This is a genomic window from Nocardia sp. NPDC049737 (assembly GCF_040674755.1).
GTDB lineage: Bacteria > Actinomycetota > Actinomycetes > Mycobacteriales > Mycobacteriaceae > Nocardia.
On the sequence record NZ_JBFANH010000006.1, the window covers coordinates 176,593 to 196,464 of the forward strand.

The 19,872-nt window shown below is 64.4% G+C and carries 17 protein-coding genes; 2 read left to right on the plus strand and 15 right to left on the minus strand.

Going from position 1 to position 19,872, the window contains the following annotated elements:
* Positions 1-100 precede the first annotated feature (100 nt).
* On the minus strand, positions 101-1,165 hold the full coding sequence (locus tag AB0J47_RS11165; RefSeq protein WP_364343605.1) for an acyltransferase: 1,065 nt from the start codon (positions 1,163-1,165) through the stop codon (positions 101-103).
* 469 nt (positions 1,166-1,634) lie between these two features.
* Here AB0J47_RS11165 and AB0J47_RS11170 point away from each other — a divergent pair, with 469 nt between their 5' ends.
* Positions 1,635-5,060 (plus strand): DUF4328 domain-containing protein, encoded by a 3,426-nt coding sequence (locus AB0J47_RS11170; RefSeq protein WP_364343608.1) that lies wholly within the window; start codon positions 1,635-1,637, stop codon positions 5,058-5,060.
* Positions 5,061-5,148: 88 nt separating this feature from the next.
* Here the strand turns inward: AB0J47_RS11170 and AB0J47_RS11175 are convergent, their stop codons facing one another.
* From AB0J47_RS11175 to AB0J47_RS11225, 11 genes are all read right to left on the minus strand, one after another.
* Positions 5,149-5,538, minus strand: a complete 390-nt coding sequence (locus tag AB0J47_RS11175; RefSeq protein WP_364343611.1) for a MarR family transcriptional regulator — start codon at positions 5,536-5,538, stop codon at positions 5,149-5,151.
* Between the two features lie 659 nt (positions 5,539-6,197).
* On the minus strand, positions 6,198-7,643 hold the full coding sequence (locus AB0J47_RS11180) for an aldehyde dehydrogenase (RefSeq protein WP_364343614.1): 1,446 nt from the start codon (positions 7,641-7,643) through the stop codon (positions 6,198-6,200).
* A 32-nt stretch (positions 7,644-7,675) separates the two neighbouring features.
* On the minus strand, positions 7,676-7,993 hold the full coding sequence (locus AB0J47_RS11185; protein ID WP_364343617.1) for a hypothetical protein: 318 nt from the start codon (positions 7,991-7,993) through the stop codon (positions 7,676-7,678).
* A gap of 26 nt (positions 7,994-8,019) precedes the next feature.
* Positions 8,020-9,264 (minus strand): amidohydrolase family protein, encoded by a 1,245-nt coding sequence (locus AB0J47_RS11190; protein ID WP_364343620.1) that lies wholly within the window; start codon positions 9,262-9,264, stop codon positions 8,020-8,022.
* Complete coding sequence (locus AB0J47_RS11195) at positions 9,261-9,596, minus strand: hypothetical protein (RefSeq protein WP_364343623.1); 336 nt, start codon at positions 9,594-9,596, stop codon at positions 9,261-9,263. The genes AB0J47_RS11190 and AB0J47_RS11195 overlap by 4 nt, the downstream gene beginning before the upstream one ends.
* Positions 9,593-10,864 carry an aromatic ring-hydroxylating dioxygenase subunit alpha gene (locus AB0J47_RS11200; protein ID WP_364343626.1) on the minus strand — a complete coding sequence of 424 codons (1,272 nt, stop codon included), beginning with the start codon at positions 10,862-10,864 and terminating at the stop codon, positions 9,593-9,595. The genes AB0J47_RS11195 and AB0J47_RS11200 overlap by 4 nt, the downstream gene beginning before the upstream one ends.
* A gap of 34 nt (positions 10,865-10,898) precedes the next feature.
* Positions 10,899-11,738 (minus strand): TauD/TfdA family dioxygenase, encoded by an 840-nt coding sequence (locus AB0J47_RS11205; RefSeq protein WP_364343629.1) that lies wholly within the window; start codon positions 11,736-11,738, stop codon positions 10,899-10,901.
* Positions 11,739-11,800: 62 nt separating this feature from the next.
* Positions 11,801-12,136 carry a hypothetical protein gene (locus tag AB0J47_RS11210; protein ID WP_364343632.1) on the minus strand — a complete coding sequence of 112 codons (336 nt, stop codon included), beginning with the start codon at positions 12,134-12,136 and terminating at the stop codon, positions 11,801-11,803.
* Positions 12,133-13,440 (minus strand): aromatic ring-hydroxylating dioxygenase subunit alpha, encoded by a 1,308-nt coding sequence (locus AB0J47_RS11215; protein WP_364343635.1) that lies wholly within the window; start codon positions 13,438-13,440, stop codon positions 12,133-12,135. Before AB0J47_RS11215 ends, AB0J47_RS11210 begins: the two co-directional genes overlap by 4 nt.
* Before the next feature lie 76 nt (positions 13,441-13,516).
* Positions 13,517-14,137 carry a carboxymuconolactone decarboxylase family protein gene (locus AB0J47_RS11220; protein ID WP_364343638.1) on the minus strand — a complete coding sequence of 207 codons (621 nt, stop codon included), beginning with the start codon at positions 14,135-14,137 and terminating at the stop codon, positions 13,517-13,519.
* Positions 14,134-14,934 (minus strand): SDR family NAD(P)-dependent oxidoreductase, encoded by an 801-nt coding sequence (locus AB0J47_RS11225; RefSeq protein WP_364343641.1) that lies wholly within the window; start codon positions 14,932-14,934, stop codon positions 14,134-14,136. Before AB0J47_RS11225 ends, AB0J47_RS11220 begins: the two co-directional genes overlap by 4 nt.
* A 606-nt stretch (positions 14,935-15,540) precedes the next feature.
* Between AB0J47_RS11225 and AB0J47_RS11230 the strand changes: the two genes are divergently transcribed.
* Positions 15,541-16,134: a helix-turn-helix domain-containing protein gene (locus tag AB0J47_RS11230; protein ID WP_364343643.1), complete on the plus strand. Its 594-nt coding sequence runs from the start codon at positions 15,541-15,543 to the stop codon at positions 16,132-16,134.
* An 18-nt stretch (positions 16,135-16,152) separates the two neighbouring features.
* On the opposite strand, the gene AB0J47_RS11235 is transcribed toward AB0J47_RS11230, so the two are convergent.
* From AB0J47_RS11235 to AB0J47_RS11245, 3 genes are read right to left on the minus strand one after another with little or no spacing between them, the layout of a single operon-like run.
* A complete protein-coding gene (locus tag AB0J47_RS11235; protein WP_364343646.1) occupies positions 16,153-17,847 on the minus strand; it encodes a VWA domain-containing protein in 1,695 nt (564 codons plus the stop codon).
* A complete protein-coding gene (locus AB0J47_RS11240; protein ID WP_327097619.1) occupies positions 17,844-18,662 on the minus strand; it encodes an AAA family ATPase in 819 nt (272 codons plus the stop codon). Before AB0J47_RS11240 ends, AB0J47_RS11235 begins: the two co-directional genes overlap by 4 nt.
* A gap of 1 nt (position 18,663) precedes the next feature.
* A complete protein-coding gene (locus AB0J47_RS11245; protein ID WP_364343650.1) occupies positions 18,664-19,836 on the minus strand; it encodes a spirocyclase AveC family protein in 1,173 nt (390 codons plus the stop codon).
* Between the last annotated feature and the right edge of the window lie 36 nt (positions 19,837-19,872).

Genomic DNA, 19,872 nt, shown 5'->3' on the forward strand with positions numbered 1-19,872 from the left:
GACGGTGATTACCGGCCGGCCGGATCGCAGAAGTCGATGTCGAGATCGAGTGACCGTTGAGGACGGCCACCCGGAGGCGGAGCCATTGAGGCACGGCGGTTCAGGTCGGTGTCGGCTGCGGTTCGGTGGTTCGTTTCGCGCGAGCGAAGCGGCGCATGATGGGCAGATCCACCCAGTGGTACAGCACCGCAGCGATGGTGGTCGAGACGATCAGGCTCAATATTGCGAATCCGGCCCAGCCGAGGATGCCGAACTGTTTGCCGCCGATGAGATTCCGGGTGATCAGCACCATTACTGGGAATTGGATCAGGTAGAAGGCGTAGGAGACGTTGCCCAGCCATATCATGCGCGGATGGGCGTTGAGACCGCGAATTCCGTGCAGATCGCGTGCGGCGAGGGTGGCCACCACCGCTGTCATCGGTGCGAGCATCAGCACCGACATCTTGTAGTTGACCGGTACCAGCCAGGTCGCCGCGTACGCACCGACCAGCGCCAGCAGGGGCGGCGTGAGACATGTGTCGCGCCAACGTTCTTCGAGCACCATGCGGGCCGCCAGGACGCCGAGGAAGAACTCCGGCAGCCGGGAGAGCGGAAAATTGTAGCTCAACCAGTACGACAGCGAAACCGGGATATCGGGTTGGGTGAACCAGCGCGGATCGGCGTGCAGTTCGAAGAACGGGGAGGCCTCACCCGGAAGCAGCCGTGGCGCAAAGGTATTGGTGATCCCCTTCGGACCGGGCACCCACAGGTAGTAGGCGGTGTGCAGGGCGATGATGGCGAGCATCAACAGCCCCGCGGCCAGCAGCAGCCGCCGGGTGGGGATCCGCATGATCAGCGGAAGCAGCAGTGGAAAGCTCAGGTAGAACAGCATTTCCGAGGCCAGTGACCAGGCGGGCACATTCAATCCGCCCACGGTGGTCCATTTCGGTACCCAGGTGTGCACGAGCAGCAGATTCGGCATCCACACGACCAGCCGTGACAGCGGCACACTCGCCACCACCACAAAGGCCAGCGCGGCCAGCAGATGCATGGGATAGATCTTGAGCACTCGCCGCCGATAGAAGCCGCGCACCGACATTCCGGGCCGGAACGACCAGTAGATGATGAATCCGGATAGCACGAAGAAGAAGGTGACCCCCGCCGCCCCAGCTGCATGGGTACCCACCAGTGGATCTGCGCGAATAGCTCGGACTTCTGGAACGGGTAGACCGGCAGGAAAACCAAGGCGTGCAACACGAATACCGCGAACGCCGCCCACCACCGGACGCCGGTCAGCGACGGCAGCGCGGGCCGACTCGGCTCCGCGGAAAACACTGTCTATTCGATCGGTGCCGACAGCGGCAATCTGCATGTCGTACTCACCAACGGCCAAGTGGCCGTGTGGTTCGGAGCGTGCGCCGCGGCGCGAGATGTTCAGATACTGCGGTCACTATCTCACGTCCGATCGAACGTGCTGAGGGATCGGCTGAATGATGCGTGGCGGGCCGGGGCTGGATGGCGATCGGGTTGCGACCCAACGTTTTCCCGGATCGACCAGTTGATGTCAGCGTCACCTCGGGCGAAGTGATGTCGTGGGACAGTTGGCCAGGGGAACCGGGGCAGCTGTCATTTGCTGGTGCAGAAGGGATTAAGGCATGTCAGTGCAACGGCAAGTCGCGATTGCGCGCGACGGTGGGCGCATCCGTCCGCTCGGGCCGTTCGGGGCCGCGGCGATCACCCTGATCGCAGGGGCGGTCGTCATGTTGTTCGTCAGCGCGATCATCGACTGGGTAACCCTCGCGGACTTCGAGAGAAGCTGGGACCAACCGCAACACATGCGCAAGGAATGGCAGTCCAGCACCTGGGCCGGCAGCATTGCGTCGTGGTTGCTGCTGTGCGCGGGAATCGTTGTCATCGTGTGGCTATGGCGCGCGCGTCGCAATGTCGAGATGCTGTGCGCCGCACGGCATCGACTGTCGATCGGCTGGGTGATCGGCGGCTGGTTCTGTCCCGTGGTCAACCTCTGGTTCCCACACATGGTCATCGCCGATGTATTGCGCGCGAGCGACCCACGAACCCCCGCCGACGCACCGGTACTGCGTGGCCGTCCGGCAGGGCCGTTGGTCACCGCGTGGTGGCTGTCCTTCCTGGTCGGCTGGGCACTCACGGTCGTGACGATCCGATTGAGCGCACCGGAGCCGAGAGGAAAAACAACCGGCGAGTACTTCGTGTACGGGGTCGGCCCCGCGGGCGGATGGGGCCTGATCGCGGTGGAGCTGATCCAAACCGGTGTGCTGGCGGTCGCGGCAATCTGCCTGGGGACCATAATCATCCAAATCCAGCGCTGGCAGGAGATCCGCGCGAGTTACCTGGACGGTCGGCCCGGCACCGGGTCGGCGCCGACACCACGCACCCCGTCATCACCGACGCCGTGGACCCGCCCGGCGGGCACCGCTGCCGCATCTGCCTCGACGGCGGCCACCGAGGAACCCCGACCAACTCCTGACCCAGTGCCGCCAGCCGAATCGAGCACATCCTTCACCGAGCCGTCCGTGCAACCCGGCCCGCACACCCTGCCTATGCGCGACACCGATCCCTCGACGATCGGCCCGTACACACTCTTCGGCCGACTCGGCTCCGACTCCGTCGGCGATATCTACCTGGGTCGCGCAGCCGACGCGACCGAGGTCGTCATCCGGGCCATGCACCCCCACCACGCCGCCGACCGCATGGAGCTTGCTCGCGCGTTCGCCGCGGCCCGGACCGTGCACAGCGACTTCACACCGGTCGTGTCGGCCGCCGACGCCGATGCGCCGCGGCCATGGATTGCGACCGAATACGTTGCCGGACCCTCGCTGCGCGACCTGATCGCCGAACGCGGGCCGCTACCGCCACTGGGTGTCGAGGGCATCGCCGCAGGTGTCGCGCACGCCTTGTCCGCCCTCCACGACGCAGGTCTCGTGCACGGTGCTCTCACCCCATCGTCGGTCATCATCACCGAAGCCGGGCTCCGTGTCGTCGATTTCGGTGTCCCCACGCAGCCCGAGCCGTCGGTATTCACAGCACCGGAACAACTCGCCGCTGTACCGACGGGGCCAGCATCGGACATGTTCTCCCTGGGCGGCGTGCTGGCATTCGCGCTGACCGGCCGCGCGCCGTTCGGAGACGCGGATGCCGCGACGCTGCTGCACCGCATCGCCACGCAGCGACCAGACCTCACCGGCATACCCGAAACCCGACTGCGCTTCGTCATCACCGGCTGCCTCGCCGAACAACCCGATGCCCGCCTCACCACGGCGCAGGTACTCGCGCACCTCGAACCCGTAGCGCCACCGCATCCGGCACCGTCCGCACGGACACCCGTTCCCGCACCGCCGCCGGGTGCGTTGACGTCGTCCGCGGCTGCGCCCACAATGTCGCCGCGTGATGAGGATCCCTCGGCGAGCGGCGCCACCGTGTCACCGCCGCTCGCACAGCAGATACCGACACGGTCGGCGAACGTCGTCGAGCGGCCGGGGCATGACAAGCTCGACGCGGGCGCAATAGTCGTGATCGTCCTCGCGTTGGTCATCGTGGTCGCCGTGATCGTGGCAGCGATCCTTACCTCCCTAGGGTCCAGCCGCAGCGATGCTCCTGCGGGCAGGGCACGGCCCGGAACGCCGACGACGATCGCGCTTCCGGCGCAGCTGCAATCTGTCGACAATATGGCGGTCGACGGTGCCGGTGATATGTGGTTCTTCGACTCACGCAGCTTTTCCCAAGGTGTTGGATCGGGAGTCTGGAAAAGGTCCGCGGCCACCGGCGCCGCGGCCACGGTCCCCGGCATCGGGCCGTCCGGCCTCCTCTCGCTCACGGCCACGGACGCCGGTGATCTTTATGTCGGCGCGAGCAGTAACGAGTTGTTCTTGGGCCCGCAGCCGTCGACGTTCGACGGAATCCTGAAGGTATCGGCCGCCTCCGCCACACCGATCCCGGTTCCTACCGGCCACGACGTGTATCCCCGTTCGATAGCGGTGAGCAACACGGGTGACATCTACATCGCAGGCGGTGGACGATCGCTGAAGAAGCTGCCTGCAGGGTCGAATTCTGTTATCGTGCAGCCGTTTCCGGGCCCCGAGGAGATCAGCGAGGTTGCGGTCAACAATGTCGGAGACATCGTCGTCGTCGACAAAAAGAACTGGAACGCGAACACCACATGGAAACTTGCCGCCGGCACGTCTGTGCCGGTGCGGATCGACGCGGTCCCCGGAAAGGTCGCCGACATCGCCATCAGCGACAGCGGCGATCTCTACGTTGTTCCCGAGTCCAGCGTGAAACCGCAGATTCTTCGTTTTCCGTCGGGGTCCGGCGCCCCCGAGGCGCTTTCCACGCCGCTTTCGCCCGAGGCTGTGGAGGTGACGAGGTCCGGCGATGTGTACGTGCTCGGCGCGAGCGGCGCAACGACTTCCGTGCTGAGGATGCCCGGGCAGTCGGCCCCGGTCTCGTCCAAGAAGAACGCGCGGTCGACGACATCCACGACGAGTACGCCATCGGCACCTCGCATCGAGACGCCCCCCGCGAACATCAACCAGACGGTGTCGGCACCCGAACGCGGTGTGGCGTACGAAGTTCCGGCTGACTGGACGGTTGAGTCCACATCCGTCATCGGCGGCGTGGAGAGCTCTCGGGGACGGCTCACCGGCAAGGGATATGCCCACTTCAAGCGGGCCACCTGCGAGACCTCGGGAGGGCCCGCATCGTGGATTTCGCGCTCCAAAGACATCTCGGATCCGGCCGCTGCCGCCGTCGATTTCGGTCGTTCGGGTGCCCAAGGTGGGTGGGACGATACCAAAGACGCCAGGCCCGGCCCCGCCGTGCCGTTGACCACTGCGGGTGGCGGTATCGCCGGGTGGATGGTCGAGACCACCGGCACGACCCGCCCACTCGAGCCCTGCGGCGGCTCGCGATATTCGGTGTACACGTTCGGGTTCACCAGTGGCAACGAGACATTGGTCGCGGTGATCGTCTCCGATCGCGGCGTGCCGGGTGCCATCGATATCGAGTCGGCCAAGAAGATTTTCACGACCCTCCGCCGACTGTAGACTCGCGCCGACTTTCTGTGTCCGCGCGGTCGGCAGGCCCGAGTTACTCGACGCCTGAACTCGGCGCGCGACTCAGGGCGGACGGTGCTTACCGGCCGGATCGCTCGGCAACGGCGGCGTCGAGGCGGGCGCCGAGCGCGTTGACCTGGTCGCGCAGCCGGATGAGATGCTCGATCGGATAGCCGACCTCCGCCATGACCGCCTCGATCATCTGCCGGGCCTGCGGTTGCAGTGCGCGTCCGGCTTCGGTGGCGCGTAGTTCGACGGCACGGCGGTCGTTGGCACTCCGGACGCTCTCGACCAAACCATGTGCCTGAAGTCGCTGGATGAGCGGTGAGACCGTGCCGTAGTCCAGCTGCAGCTGTTCGCCGAGTTCCTTCATGGTCATCGCGGGCCGCCCCCACAACGCCAGCAGGGCCAGGTACTGCGGATAGGTAACACCCATCCCCTCGAGAAACGGCCGGTATGCCGCGGTCATCGATCGGGATGTGGAATACAGAGCAAAGCACAGCTGTGATGCGAGCGAGAGCAGGTCGGCATCGGATCCCCCCACGGCTGCGGTAGCACCATCGGACCCCGCTTCCGCTCCGACACGCACCACTGGTGTGGGATGCGCTTCTTCGGGCATTAGGACACTCTAACGCAGCGGATTCGCTCCATAAGTTGTGCTGTTGCGGAGTGACGGCACGGGAAGCGAACGGTAGCGATGACCCCCGATTTTCTGACATCTGTTCTACCGGGCAATGCTGAGACGAGCGCGCCGCATGGTGACGGCCAGGACCGTCCGGTTACCGAACTGTTCCGCGCGGCCCCGGTGCCGAAGCTGCAGTGGCGGTGCGGCATCCGCCGGGTCGACGTCAACGGCCGGGTCTCGGTGCAGGATGTGATGTCGCGTCCAGGGTGGACGCCGCACACCGCGCTCGCCTGGAGGATCTGTTCGGACATGCTGGTGATGCCCGCCTCACGCAACATAGATGCCAAATGTCATGACAATTGGGCGGCGCTCATCGCCGCATGGCGCGCCGGCTATCGCCGGGACAGTTGCGGCGGCGAAGCGGCAAGAGGATCCGCGGTTCGACCGCCCGATCTTGGCCCTATCCGCGCTGCTCTCGCTCGTAATAGGCTTCGGTCTGTGGTTCAGGCCCGCACGGAAATGGACTTTGTATCGAGGTAGGCGCCGATACCCTCCGGTCCGAATTCGCGGCCGATGCCGCTGTTCTTCACACCGCCGAAGGGCGCGGCAGGGTCCATGGTGTAGGGCTGGTTGATGCCGAGGGTGCCGGAACGGATGCGCAGGGCGACGGCTGAACCGCGATCGATATCGGCGGTCCACACGGAGCCGGACAGCCCGTACTCGGTGGCATCGGCGATCTCCACGGCGTGGTCGTCGTCGGTGTAGGTCAGCACACTCAGAACCGGTCCGAAGACTTCCTCCCTGGCGATCCGCATCGAACTATCGACATCGGCGAAGACGGTCGGCCGGATATACCAGCCGCGATCGACCGTATCCGGCAGCGCGGTGCCGCCGGTGAGCAGGCGCGCGCCCTGGTGCTGTGCGTTTTCGATATAGCCGCGGACACGGTGTTGCTGCCGTTGCGAGACCATCGGGCCCACCCGGGTCGCGGGATCGAAAGGGTCACCGACGGTGAGGTTTTCGACCTTGTCGACCAGGGCGTCGAGAAATGCGGAGCTGCGGTGCCGTGGCAGCAGTATCCGGGTCTGGGCCACGCAGGCCTGGCCGCTGTTCATCAGTCCGGCGACGAGCATGCCTTCGGCGACATCGTCGGGATCGGCGTCGTCGAGTACCACGGCGGCAGATTTGCCGCCGAGTTCGAGGCTGACCCTGCGCAGCGCGGCCCCGCATGTTTCGGCCACCTGTCGTCCGGCGGCGGTGGAGCCGGTGAAGGACACCTTGTCCACACCCGGGTGCGCGACGAGGTGACGGCCGGTGTCCTGGTCGCCGGGCAGAATGCTGACGACACCCGGTGGCAGGCCGAGTTCGTCGAGTAATTCGGCCATGAGGTAGGCGTCCAGCGGTGTCTCCGGCGAGGGTTTGAGCACGATCGTGCAGCCTGCCAGGAGGGCGGGAATCAACTTGGCGACGATGAGGAACATCGGCATATTCCAGGGGATGATCGCGGCCACCACACCGACGGGTTCGTGGACGACGAGGACATCGCCACCGATGAATCCGGATCGCGTCTGCTGCCACGGATAGTTCTCGGCGATATCCGCGAAGGCGCGCATCATGACGCCGGGAAGCCGGGCGTGCGCCGATCGGGCGAAGGTGATCGGCGCACCCATCTCGATGGTGATCAGCTGGGCGAGTTCATCTTCACGCGTGGTGTAGCGCTCGGCCAGCCGCCGAACCAGCGCGATCCGCTCGCTCGGATCAGTGCGCGGCCAGGGGCCCTCGTCGAAGGCCGTGCGGGCCGCGGACACAGCCCGATCGACATCCGTCGGCGTCGCGGCGGGGACACGGGCGACCACCCGCTCCGAATGCGGCGAGATCACCTCTATCGTGTCGGCGGTGGCCGGCCTCACCCACCGCCCGCCGATGAACAAATGCTCGTGTGTGGCCATGCGTATGCCTCGTGCTGGATCGTCTCGGCTACTCACAGTGTTGGTGCGGTGATGTCGCGGTAGAAGCGGACAATCGGCGGCGGGTCGACACATAGACCAACGGGCGGCGAGAACCCTCCTGCTTTAGTGGTCTCGGCAAGTCGTTCCTGCACGGCCGCGATGTCGTCGGCTTCGATCTCGTAGACCGCTACGAACGGGCCCTCGGTGATGGGGGCGAACCGTCGAGCGGAGACGATCCCATCGAGTCCCAGCATTTCCTTCATGTGGGTCTCGTCATACCAACGGTTGAATGCCGCAGCGTCTTCGGGGGAGTTGGGCCGGGATTCGACGTAGAGGATTCCCTTGACCATGTGTTGCCTCCTGGTAGGTGTAGCGCTCAGCTGTTCTTGTGGATGTGGCCGTCCTTCATGACGAACCGCACGTCTTCGATGACGGAGATGTCGGCGGTCGGGTCGCCGGGTACCGCGATGATGTCGGCCAGCAGCCCCGGTGCCAGACGCCCACGGTCCTCGACGCCGATGAGTTCGGCGCTGGTGACCGTCGCCGCGCGCAATGCCTGCGCCGGTGTCATGCCGCGGTCGACCAGCGCCCAGAGTTCTTTGGCGTTGTGGCCGTGCGGGATAGCGGGTGCGTCCGTGCCGCAGGCGATCTTGACCCCGGCGTGGATAGCCCTGCGTAGGGTTTCGCGAGCGCGGGGGAAGACCTCGGCGGCTTTCTTCTGCAGTGCCGGTGCAGCTTTGGAGACATCGAGGCCTTCGGACAGGTAGCTCGTCGGTACGAGGTACGTACCGTGTTCGACCATCATGGCGATGGTGTCGTCGGTGGCAAGTGAGCCGTGTTCGATGCAGTCGACTCCGGCGCGGATGCAGGCACGAATTCCGGCATCACCGTGCGCGTGCGCGGCGACCCGAACCCCGGCACGGTGGGCTTCGTCGACGATCGCGACCAGTTCCTCATCCGAGTACTGCTGAGCCCCCGCCACTGTGCCGTGCGACATCACCCCGCCGGATGCGGAGATCTTGATGACCTCCGCGCCGTATTTGATCTGGTACCGGACCGATTCGCGGACCTGCGGAACCCCGTTGGCACGACCCTCCTCGACACTGAGCGGCATGATGTGCGGGGCGAGGCGTTGGAACATGGTCGGGTCGAGATGACCTCCGGTGGGGGTGATCGCGTGTCCTGCGGCGACGATGCGCGGCCCCGCGATCCAGCCCTGTTCGATGGCGCGGCCGAGGTCCACATCGAGCAGGTAGCCACCGGTCTTTACCATCAGACCGAGGTTGCGGACCGTGGTGAATCCGGCGTGCAAGGTGGTGCCTGCGTTCACCGTGGCCCGCAAGGTGCGATACACCGGATCGTCCTGCACGCCGTGCATCGGGTTCGGCAGCCCCGAGGGGTTGTCCGGGCCGCCGATGAGCAGGTTGACCTCCATATCCATCAACCCGGGCAGCAGCGTGAGCTCACCCAGGTCGATGACTTGCGCGCCGGCGGGCAGCTCGGGCGGGTCGATCGCGGCGATGCGGTTGCCCTCGACGACGATCACCGCCGAGGTATGCCGCTGCCCGGTCTCGACGTCGACCCAGGCCGCGGCCCGCAGCACGATCACCTGATCGTTCACAGGCCGGGCTCGATCACGCAGGTCAGCGATGCCGACCCGGTGTCGGGTATGCGTGGTTGCCTCCACACTTCGACCGGGAAGGACACCTGGATCATCGAATACAGCAGGTACATCAGGTTTTTGGCGTCTTCGGGTATATCGTCGATCGTGAATTTGTCGCAGTAGGCGAGCGCGTCCTCGGCGCGCGGGGTGATGGCGTCGTAGAACCGCTGCATATCGTCCATCGAACTGTCCAGGCGGCGGCGGTAGCGTTTGGTTTCGGTGGGCAGGCACCACAGTGCCGCATACGGTTCCAGGTCGGCGAATTCGCCGGGCAACAGGGTTTCGCTCATCGCAGGGCCTCCGCACGCTCGCGTTCGTAATCGCCGACCCAGTCGGCGGCGACCTTGTGCAGGTGCCGCAACAGGATCTCCTGATCGTTGAGTTGGAATGTCGTGACCGCACGGGATTCGAGCATGAGCTGCGTCGCCTCCAGCGTCGAAGAGTCCTGCAGCCCATACTCTTTGAAGGTGACTGCGGCCATTTCGTGCGCGACCCGATCGCGTGGGGTGCGGGCGGGCGGGAAGTACAGGTTGCCTTCGAAAATGTGGGAGTTGTAGGACGTCGGCCAGTAGTGATAGGTCAGATACCAGCCGCCGGACCAGATGAGAATGACGAAGTTCGGCCACAGCTGGAAGGAGTCCAGGCCCCACGGGTCGCAGCCCGCCGGATTGAGCCCTTCGGGCATCGGGCCCAGATCCGGGACGTCCCACGGCCCGAACAGACCGCTGCGGGTGATGTCCTCCATGGGTTTACGCATGGTCGGATCGAGTTCCCAGGTGACCACACCGGAGGTGCTGACGAGCCGGTGCGGTCCGTCGAGTTGGTAGTGCGGCGCCTCGAAACCGGCCCGCTGCGCGGCGACGGAGAAGTTGTCCGGAGTCTGCTTTCCGTGCAGAACGGGTGCGTGATAGAACTCCTGGAAAGCGTCCATGTACAGCTTCCAGTTCGCTCCGACCTCGGACCGGTACGAATAGCGCTCCGTGAGCCGATCGAACGGGTAGCCCTCCAGACCGGCCACCATCGGGCCCAGGAATTCTCGCAAACTCTGACGCGGCTCGGCGGCGAGGTTGACGAAGATTAATCCGGACCAGACCTCGCAGTGCACTTTCGCTAGGCCCAGATTTGCCTTGTCGAGGTCGAAAAACTCCTCTTCCTGCTGCACGAAGGCCAGTGCACCGTCGAGTCCGTAGCGCCAGCCGTGGTATTTGCAGGTGAACTGGCGACAGGTACCGGAGGTTTCCTCGCGCGGGATTTCGTTCCACACGAGTTTGTTGCCGCGGTGGCGGCAGATGTTGTGGAAGGCGTTGATACCGCCGTCACGGTCGCGCACGATGATCACCGAGGTGTGCGCGGCATGGATCTCCTTGGTGAAGTAGCTTCCAGTGCGCGGAAGTTGTTCTACGCGGCCGACATTGAGCCAGGCGCGTTTGAAGATCGCCTCGCGTTCGAGTTCGAAGAACTCCGGCGAGATCGAGTCCTCGTACGACATCGGTTCGATGCCGAGCTCGGGATAGTGCTGCGTCCAGCTGCCCTCGGCGGGCTTGGGCCAACGAGGCATTGGGTTGACTCCTGAAATGGTCTGCGGAAGGGGGTTATTCGATCGGTTCTTCACCGAGTACGGTGGTGCGCAGCATCTCTCGCGGTGAGTCCTGCGGATACGGGGCCGCACGGTGGATGACGCCCCGGTTGTCCCAGATCACGGTGTCACCGACCGACCACTCGTGCCGGTAGACGCGCTCGGGTGCGGTGCAGCGACGCAGCAGACCGTCCAGCAACGCGCGGCTCTCGTTCGGGGGCAAGCCTATGACGTGGTCGGTCGACGCCCCGAGTACCAGTGAGCGACGTCCGGATTTGTGGGTCCAGATCAACGGGTGTTGCTTGGTCGGTCGGCGTCGCCACACGGCGAGTTGTTCCGGTGTCGGATCCGCGGTCACACCCCGCTGCGACGCCTCGAGCGAATGCACAACCCGCAACGGCGCGAGAAACTTCTGTTCCGCGGCACTCAGATTGTCGAAAGCCTTGTAGGTGCTGGCGAATTCGGTTTCTCCGCCGCTGGCCGCGACGGCCTTGGCGGTGAGCATGGTCGCCATCTGGGGGTAGGCATCGTCCTCTGGAGTGCAACCGTCGATATGCCAGTCGAAGGTCGCACGCAGATAGCTCGCCGAGGAATTCTTTGTCGTGTCGAGGCTGACCCGGTATATACCCTCGACCGGATGATGCCCGGGTGAGGTATCGACCTCACCCAGTTTGCGGCAGAACGCCACCTGCGTCTCGGGATCCAGATGCAGGTCGCGGAATACCAGGACACCGTGCTGCTCCAGGATATTGAGGATTGTGTCAGGCAGGGACGGGTCGGTGAGTAACGTCCGCGGATCGACGCCGTGGACTTCCGCGCCGACATCGTGGCTGAGTTCGTCGATAGTGATCGTCATGAGGGTGTGGTCCTTCCGGCCATTGCCCGCTCACGGCGCTGTGGCCGAGTTGGAGAAACAAGTCAGGGCCAGGGTTCGGCAACGCGTTCGAGTTCGGCGTCAGCGCTGTCGACGGGTTTGGGCTGCTTGAAGATCTCGATCGCCATCGCGACGGTCACCAGCGAATACACCATCCGCAGTAGTTGGATCGCATCGTCGGGCAGGTCGTCGAGCGGAAATTTGTCGCAGTAGGTGATCGCGTCGTCCACCCGGGGAAAACACGCGTCGTAGAAGGCCTGCATCTCGGCCATCGACTTGTTCAGACGCTGCTTGTATCGTTCGGATTCGACTGGCAGACACCAGATTCGCGCGAAGGGCTCGAGATCGGCGAAGGCCGGTGGCAGCAGTGTGGTTGTCATCGCGCACTCACCTGCGCCAAGTCGGTGCGGTACTCGTCGACCCAGTCCGCGACGGCCTTGTGGAAATGGCGCACGAGAATCTCCTGGTCGTTGACGGGGAAATGCGTCATCCCCACGGTCCGGTAGGCCGATTCCAAAGCTGTCTGCGTGCCGGTGAGCATGCCCGCGTCCTGGAGCGCGAATTCCTTGAACACCACCGAGGCGACTTCGTGCTCGACCCGCTCGCGAACCGTGCGCGCAGGCTGGAAGCAGAGCACGCCCTCGAAGCGGTGGCTGTTGTAGGAGGTGGGCCAATACCGGTACAGCAGATACCAGCCGCGGTAGATGAGAATCTCGATATTGGGGAAGATCTGGAAGTTATCGATACCCCACGGATCGATCCGGCCGGGATTCAATCCCTTCGGCATCGGACCCAGATCGGGGGATTCCCACGGCCCCACCAGGCCGCTTCGAGTGACCCGCTCGATCGGATACATGAACTCCGCGGGCATCGTCCAGCGTCGCGCGCCGCCGGTCGACACCATCCGGTGCGGGCCGTCGACCTGGAAATGCGCGCACTCGAAACCCTTTCCCGGGGTTCGCACCGCACTGGGCACCTGCTGGGAGTGCAGGCCGGGAACGTGGTAGTACTCCTGGAACGCGTCGGCGAACAGTTTCCAGTTACTCTGATTGTCCGCCTTGAATTCGTACCATTCGGTCATCTTGTCGAACGGGTAACCATCCAGATCGGTGATCATCGGGCCGAGGAATTCCCGCAGCGTCTGTCGCGGCTCGGCATCGAGGTTGACGAAGATGAACCCCGCCCACACCTCGCAATGCACCGGCGCGAGCCCGAGATCCTTCTTGTCCAGGTCGAAGAACTCACCCTCCTGCTGCACGAAGGCGAGCGACCCGTCGAGTCCGTAGCGCCAGCCGTGATATTTACAGGTGAACTGCCGACACGTGCCCGACGTTTCTTCCCAGGGGAATTCGTTCCACACGAGTTTGTTGCCGCGATGTCGGCACACATTGTGCAGCGCACGGATACTCCCGTCGCGGTCACGCACAACGATGATCGACGTGCGGGCAACATCGAGTTCCTTGGTGAAATAGCTACCGGTGCGGGGCAACTGCTCGATCCGGCCGACATTGAGCCAGGCACGTTTGAAGATCGCCTCGCGCTCGAGTTCGAAGAATTCGGGCGAGACCGAGTCCTCGAACGACATCATGCCGGTCCCCAGCTCCGGATAGTGCTGGGTCCAGCTGCCTTCGGCAGGCTTGGGCCAAAGGCGCTGGGGCGCCGGTTCGCTGACGAGTTCACTCACGACTGCACCTCGCTGGCGCTCGGCTCCGTCGTGCGCGAAAGCGCGCTGTGTTGATGGTTCGCTCGCTGACGCTCGCTCACGGTTGTTCCTCCATTTCCGGGAGTTCGGACGGTCGTGGCCGGTCGATTTCCGGGTCCGGTTGCAGGGCAACGCTGTTGAACACCATCGCCAGGCACAGGTACGAGCCGGCGACGAACAGCAATTCGATCAGCTGACGTTCATCGAAATGGCGCGCCAGCTCGGTCCAGGTGCGGTCGGTGACGCAGTGGCGTTCCAACAGCTCGTCGGTCGTGGTCAGCAGCAGCCGTTGCACAGGTGACCACCCCGGTGCGGCCGGGCCGTGACGCACTGCCCTGATCTGGTGCTCGTCGAGCCCCAGACCGGCGGCCATCCGAGCGTGCTGGCTCCACTCGTAGCCCGAGCCGCTGCGCCACGCCACACGCAGGATCACCAGTTCCCGGTCCAACGGATCCAGCGCGGGACGCTCGAGCAGCAGACCGTTGAAGGCCAGCCACGCCGAAGCCAATTCGGTGTGATGTGCGAAAACCCCCAGAATATTGGGCATCCGTGGCGCGTCCGGTTCGCCCGACAGATACCGGTCCGCCGCTCCGACATGCCCGCACAGCATCGCGATCGTGCGTTCGTCCCATTCGTGCACCGGTAGCGGCACCAGACGCGGGGCCGTGGCTTCGGTCATATCACCGACCCGCCGTTCACGCCGAGTATCTGGCCGGTGATGTAGCCGGCCTGGTCGGAGCACAAGAACAAGCAGGCGGCGGCGATATCGTCTCCGGTGCCCAGATGTCCGACTGGGATTGCTTTTGCCATCACGGAGTTATCCGGCAGGTTTCCGGCTGCCTGCGACTGCCGTTGCATGGGCGTGTCGATTCCCGACGGCGGGATGGTGTTGACGGTGATCCCACTCGCGGCGTACTCGCGCGCAAGGCCCTTGGTCATCGCCACCACACCACCCTTGGCTGCGGTGTAGTGCACCATCCCTGGCGATCCGCGTTGCGCACTCGACGAGGAAATGGTCACGATCCTGCCCCACCCCGCGGCGACCATATCCGGGATGACGGCTTGCGCGCAGTGGAAGACGCCGTTGAGATTCACGTCGACGACCCGGTTCCATGCCTCGGGCGAAATCTCGGTGAACGGCGAGAAACCGACCAACCCCGCACTGGTGACCAGGATTTCGATCGCACCGAATTCGGCGTGCACCTTGCGCATCGCCGCACCGACCGCCTCGCGATCGGTGACATCGACCGCACAGGCGATCGCCGCGCCATCGGCGGCACGCAACTGTTCGGCGGCCCGCTGAGCGGCGCCATCATCGATGTCGAGAACCGCGACCCGATACCCGCTGGCAGCGAACGCCGCACAGATCGATAACCCCATCCCCGAGGCTCCGCCGGTCACCACCGCGACCCGGGGGCGCTTCGCCGGACGCCGGTCGACACCCTCGCGGTCGCTAACCGCGACAGTGCCCGTCATCGGGCATCACCGTGGATACGACGATCAGCAAGAACGCCAGCATCGCGGCGGTCGATTATTGCAACACAACGACTTTCACTTTCCTGCGCACTACACCTCAGCTCGGCGCAGGCAACGACCGCGCTCGAAAGGCGGATCTCTCCAGTGCCTCGTTCACACCTCTCGCCGATCACGTTGTGGTACTCGAGTCCTCCGGCTGCCACGCCACGAACATCTCCCGCGCCAGCGCGGGCGGTGCAGATCCACAGCGGCGGCCGTCGTACCGCCGAGATGAGAGTAGGGAGATATGCCACGCGCGACACCACATTCTTCGTTCGGCCCGACAGCGATCGAGGTTGCGCCGGGGACATCGAATGACCGCGAAGACCCACATCAGGGGCCTTAAGCGACTGATTAATTCAATCAGGTGATTAAGATATACGTGACCTGGTTCACCGCTGTCAAGCGACTTGCGAAAGCCCGGTCACCGACCCATCGGCCGACTCGATCGCGGCCGGAGACCGAACAGGCAAGAGCGCGGGTTACCTTCTATTCGCGCAACCACGAACCACACGATCGCAACGACACCGAAGGCTTCGTGCCTCACACACCTGGGAGGCCAACACCATGAAGCCCGCTCGCGCATCCGACGCCGAGGACTCACCGACACGAAGCGCCCTGCTCGACGCCGCCGAGCAAATCATGCGGGAAGAGGGCTACGCCGCGGTCAGCACCCGGCGCGTGGCCGCACGCGCCGAAGCGAATTCCGCCCTGTATCACTACTACTTCGGCAATATGGACAATCTGTTCATCGAACTGTTCCGCCGCGGAGCCGACCGCAGCTACCAACGCCAACTCGAGGCACTGGCCTCACCTCAGCCACTGTGGGCCTTGTGGGAAGCCATCCACGACCAATCCCACACCGCGTTGACCATGGAATTCGTCGCGCTGGCCAACCACCGCAAGGCCATCCGCACCGAGATCGCCAACTCCTCCCGACGCTTCCGCGCCATGCAACTCGACGCCGTCACCAAGGTTCTCGGCGACTACGGCCCCGCCGCCGAAACCTACACCCCGGGAGCACTGGTCTTACTCATGTCCAGCGTGTCGCGCTTCCTGCGTATGGAAGAAGCTTTCGACGTCGATACCGCACACGACGAGGCAATCGAGCTGATCGAATCCTTCCTGCGTGATGTCGAAGGCGAACGACGCCAACCGTGACTCGAACTCCTCTCATCGCTACCGCGGTTTCGGTGCGGCGAGTTCCCGAAGGGAAGACAAAAAGAACTCATCCATCCGCGGGCTCAGCTCGCTCAGGGTCGCGGCGCTGGCATAGCTGACGGAACCGAAGACGCGTTCGAGGGCATCGGTACCGGTGGTGGCGCCGATCGAAAGGCACAGGCAGGCGACACCGTCGGCGCGGAGTTCTTCGAGTGCCTTGTGGGCATCGGCTTCGGCGTAGCGGCCCTCGTAGCCATCGTCATAGGGAAAGCCGTCCGAAAGGACCACCAGCAGCCGGTTTTCGGTGCCTGCTTCGGTTTTGAGGATTTCGCCCGCACCGCGGATGCCTGCACCCAGGCGCGTGTAGTTCGATGGTTGGAGCTGGTTGAGCCGGGCTCGCCCGACCGCGCCGAAACGCTGTCCGAACGTCTTGATCGCCGGTAGATGAACAGCGTGGCGCCCCTGTGAGCGAAAGGCGTAGACCGCGACGCGGTCGCCGAGCTCTTCGAGCGTAACGGCCAACGTCGCGGCTGCCCGCCGCTGGTGGTCGTGTACAGCGAGGCCTTCGGTATCGGTATCGGTGGCAGACCCGGAGGCATCGAGCAGGATGAGGACGCCGAGATTACGCTCGAGTTTGCGGCGTTCCAGGTAGATGTTTTCCGGCGACGAGTAGCCCGAACGCAAGTCGACGAACATATCGATGAGCGCCTCGATGTCGAGCTCGTCGCCATCGGGACGGCCGCGCAGAACCTTGGGGCCCAGGCCGATTCGCGACAAGCGTCGCCGGAGCACGTCGTCGAGCGGAACACCGGCCGCGGAGATATCGGCGGCGACTGTCAGCGGGAAGTCGATGACCCGGCACCACTCGGGCCGATACCGATGGTTGTGGACATCCCACTCCGGATAAAGCGCTCCACCTACGCCCAGCGTGGCGCCGGGCTTGCCGTCATCGGTGAACTGGATCCGTGTTGGCAGCGGCCGGGCATCGACTCCCACCTGGTACACCCGTCGAACGGCACGAACCTGCATCTCCGCACCAGCGGAGCCATCCCCGGGTGCCCGGGAGTTGCCGAACAGCTTGCGGAGTTTGTCCGACAGCGCCCGCGAGTTGAACAGCGGATTTTCGAACAGTGCGAGAATCTTGCTCCTCCCGGACTGCTCACTGCCATCGTCATCGTCGTCGTCGGCCTCGGGTAAGTCGATCGGATCGAATTCCAAGCGCAGCTCTTTGTTCGTGGCCCGCGCGCCCGGTGCGGCACTGCGTGCCAGCAATCGGGAGGGCTTGATGGCACCGAACCACTCCGGTGGGTCGGCCACCGGTACTCGGCCTCCGGCCACCTCGAGTGACTCCTCGGCGCTCGAGGTGGCCGGAGGCTCGTGCGGACCGAGCCCAGCTGCGAGTGGAATCCGCTCGGCGAGGTCGACGATCACTCGCCGACCTTCCAGCGCCAGGTAGCGCCGCGCCACCACCGGACGAGCCCGAAGCGCCTTCACCAATCGCTGATCCAGACTCCCCGCACCGAGCAGCGCGGTCTGGAGCAGCATCTCGCGGCGCTGCTCGGCGACCGAGCGGCCCGCTGAGACGAAGATGATCTGGCCGTTGGTGTGAGCAGGCTGCCCAGCCGGTGCCTCCGCAACTTCGACAGCGCGGCCGGCGATGAAGGTGGCGAGGAGGCGAAACCGGTCGTGGCTGTTCGGATTGGAAACGTTCATGGTCGCGGCAGGACGGCGTCGATGAGTTCGCCGAGGGCACGGACGACATCCTGATCGTCCGAGAGCACTTGGACAACGGCCGACCGCACCGCACTGCGCAGGCTCAGCCCTTCAGCGACCAGACCGCCCGCGAGGATCAACAACCGGGTGGAGGCCACTTCACGCAGCGGTGAGCCATCCAAGTTTCGAATGGCGTGACCGAGTTCGACCAGCGCTGTCGCGGTCTCCGATCCGATCCCGGCTTCGACGGCGACCACTTCGGTCTCGACCTCGGCGGGCGGGAAGTCGAGTTCGATGGCAACGAAACGCTGGCGGGTCGACTCTTTGAGGCTTTTCAGGACGCTCTGGTAGCCGGGATTGTAGGAGATGACCAGCTGGAAGTCGGGGGCCGCCCGCAGTGTCGTGCCGAGTCGATCGATCGGCAGTTCACGGCGGTGATCGGCGAGCGGGTGAATGACCACGGTGGTGTCCTGGCGCGCCTCGACCACCTCGTCCAGATAGAAGATGGCGCCCTCGCGCACGGCCCGGGTCAAGGGCCCGTCCACCCAGACCGTTTCCCCACCCTTTAGCAGGAAACGGCCAACCAGGTCCGCCGAGGTCATGTCCTCGTGGCCCGCGGCGGTAATCAGCTCGCGCCCGAGTTCGTGGGCCATGGCCTCCACGAAGCGTGTCTTCCCGCATCCAGTGGGGCCCTTCAACAGTACTGGCGAACCGCGTCGGGCCGCGGCCCGAAAGACTGCTACCTCGTCGCCGACCGGCCGGTAGAACGGTGCTTCCAAAACCGGGAGTACAGCGGTGGATTGACTGGTCGACATACTAATTTCCTCGCTCGAATGGAACGACTTCCGGAAGCTCTGCGCCATCAGGGAGAACGAGCCGGCCTTCCGGATTGATGTAGCCGGTGTTCTTGCCGGGGATCGGCAGAACAGGATCAGGACAGAGCCGCCCTGTCCCTTCACCGCAGATGCCCATGTCGAAGTACGAACGCTTCTGGACGTCCTCGGGCCAGGGATCGGCGTGCATGGCGAACCACTGCGCGGGCAGGTTGTAGAACACGAAGAAGAACAGACTGCATGCAGCGAAAATGGCCAGGAAACGCGTAGCCTGCTGCTTCACGGCCCCGCCCTGGATCCGTTCCAGTCCTCGTTCGACGAAGCTCCGGCCACGATCGTCGGTGTAATAACGCAGCGCGCACAGACCTGCCTGGACACCTCCCCACATGAGTCCTTCATAGATCGGCCATTGGTAGTAGGTGCCGGCATTGATCGACAGGGATCGAATTGCGCCGGGGTAGGTGAAAAGTCCCATCGGCATCAGGAAGAGGCCCTCGATGACGAGATCGAAGAAGAACGTCCACACGATCAGAACGCCGATCAATCCGAGGTTGCTGATATTCGGCCACTTCGACTTCGCACGGCGCATGATCCAACATCCGAGGATCGTGCACAGCAGAACTCCGTAGGAATAACCCGCCGCATTCATCAACAACGGTTCGGCCATCATCTGGCCCGGTTCGGCATACGAGCGCCAACCCGGAATGTGGGCCACCCATGATCCCCGATTGAACATCCAGGTGTTGTAGGTACTCCACGTGTTGAAGTAGTTCAGGAGCGGATCCTGGAAGAACAGCAGGCCGCAGGCGACCAGGAGCATGCCGTCGAGCGTGATCCGCCGCTCACGCCGCCAGGGCCTGATGATGAAGTAGTAGACGCCGATCGGCCAGCCAACCAAGATCACAGCCGTCCACGTGATGAGGATCGTCTTCATCCACGTCGGCGGGTCACTGGGCCCCGTGGGCACCCGGACGAAAAATGGTCCCGACACCCAGCGGATCCACACGTACACCTGGAACGCCAGGATCAAGCCCCCGACGATCGCCCAGATCCGGACGGGCTTGCTCGTGGACTGAGCTTTGGCACCCAATGAGGCGACTCCGCCGATCTCCTCGGTGACGGTGGCCGCCTTCTTCCTGTCCAACGGCCCGCTCATCGCACAGCCTCCTTCGGGATCGTCGTGGTCCAACCC

Excerpts from the sequence above, each read along its gene's own strand:
- AB0J47_RS11170 (WP_364343608.1), top strand. The coding sequence starts at position 1,635 with ATGTCAGTGCAACGGCAAGTCGCGATTGCGCGCGACGGTGGGCGCATC.
- AB0J47_RS11240 (WP_327097619.1), bottom strand. The coding sequence starts at position 18,662 with ATGTCGACCAGTCAATCCACCGCTGTACTCCCGGTTTTGGAAGCACCG.
- AB0J47_RS11195 (WP_364343623.1), bottom strand. The coding sequence starts at position 9,596 with ATGAGCGAAACCCTGTTGCCCGGCGAATTCGCCGACCTGGAACCGTAT.
- AB0J47_RS11205 (WP_364343629.1), bottom strand. The coding sequence starts at position 11,738 with ATGACGATCACTATCGACGAACTCAGCCACGATGTCGGCGCGGAAGTC.
- AB0J47_RS11185 (WP_364343617.1), bottom strand. The coding sequence starts at position 7,993 with ATGGTCAAGGGAATCCTCTACGTCGAATCCCGGCCCAACTCCCCCGAA.
- AB0J47_RS11245 (WP_364343650.1), bottom strand. The coding sequence starts at position 19,836 with ATGAGCGGGCCGTTGGACAGGAAGAAGGCGGCCACCGTCACCGAGGAG.
- AB0J47_RS11220 (WP_364343638.1), bottom strand. The coding sequence starts at position 14,137 with ATGACCGAAGCCACGGCCCCGCGTCTGGTGCCGCTACCGGTGCACGAA.
- AB0J47_RS11175 (WP_364343611.1), bottom strand. The coding sequence starts at position 5,538 with ATGACCGCGGCATACCGGCCGTTTCTCGAGGGGATGGGTGTTACCTAT.
- AB0J47_RS11180 (WP_364343614.1), bottom strand. The coding sequence starts at position 7,643 with ATGGCCACACACGAGCATTTGTTCATCGGCGGGCGGTGGGTGAGGCCG.
- AB0J47_RS11200 (WP_364343626.1), bottom strand. The coding sequence starts at position 10,864 with ATGCCTCGTTGGCCCAAGCCCGCCGAGGGCAGCTGGACGCAGCACTAT.
- AB0J47_RS11230 (WP_364343643.1), top strand. The coding sequence starts at position 15,541 with ATGAAGCCCGCTCGCGCATCCGACGCCGAGGACTCACCGACACGAAGC.
- AB0J47_RS11210 (WP_364343632.1), bottom strand. The coding sequence starts at position 12,136 with ATGACAACCACACTGCTGCCACCGGCCTTCGCCGATCTCGAGCCCTTC.
- AB0J47_RS11235 (WP_364343646.1), bottom strand. The coding sequence starts at position 17,847 with ATGAACGTTTCCAATCCGAACAGCCACGACCGGTTTCGCCTCCTCGCC.
- AB0J47_RS11225 (WP_364343641.1), bottom strand. The coding sequence starts at position 14,934 with ATGACGGGCACTGTCGCGGTTAGCGACCGCGAGGGTGTCGACCGGCGT.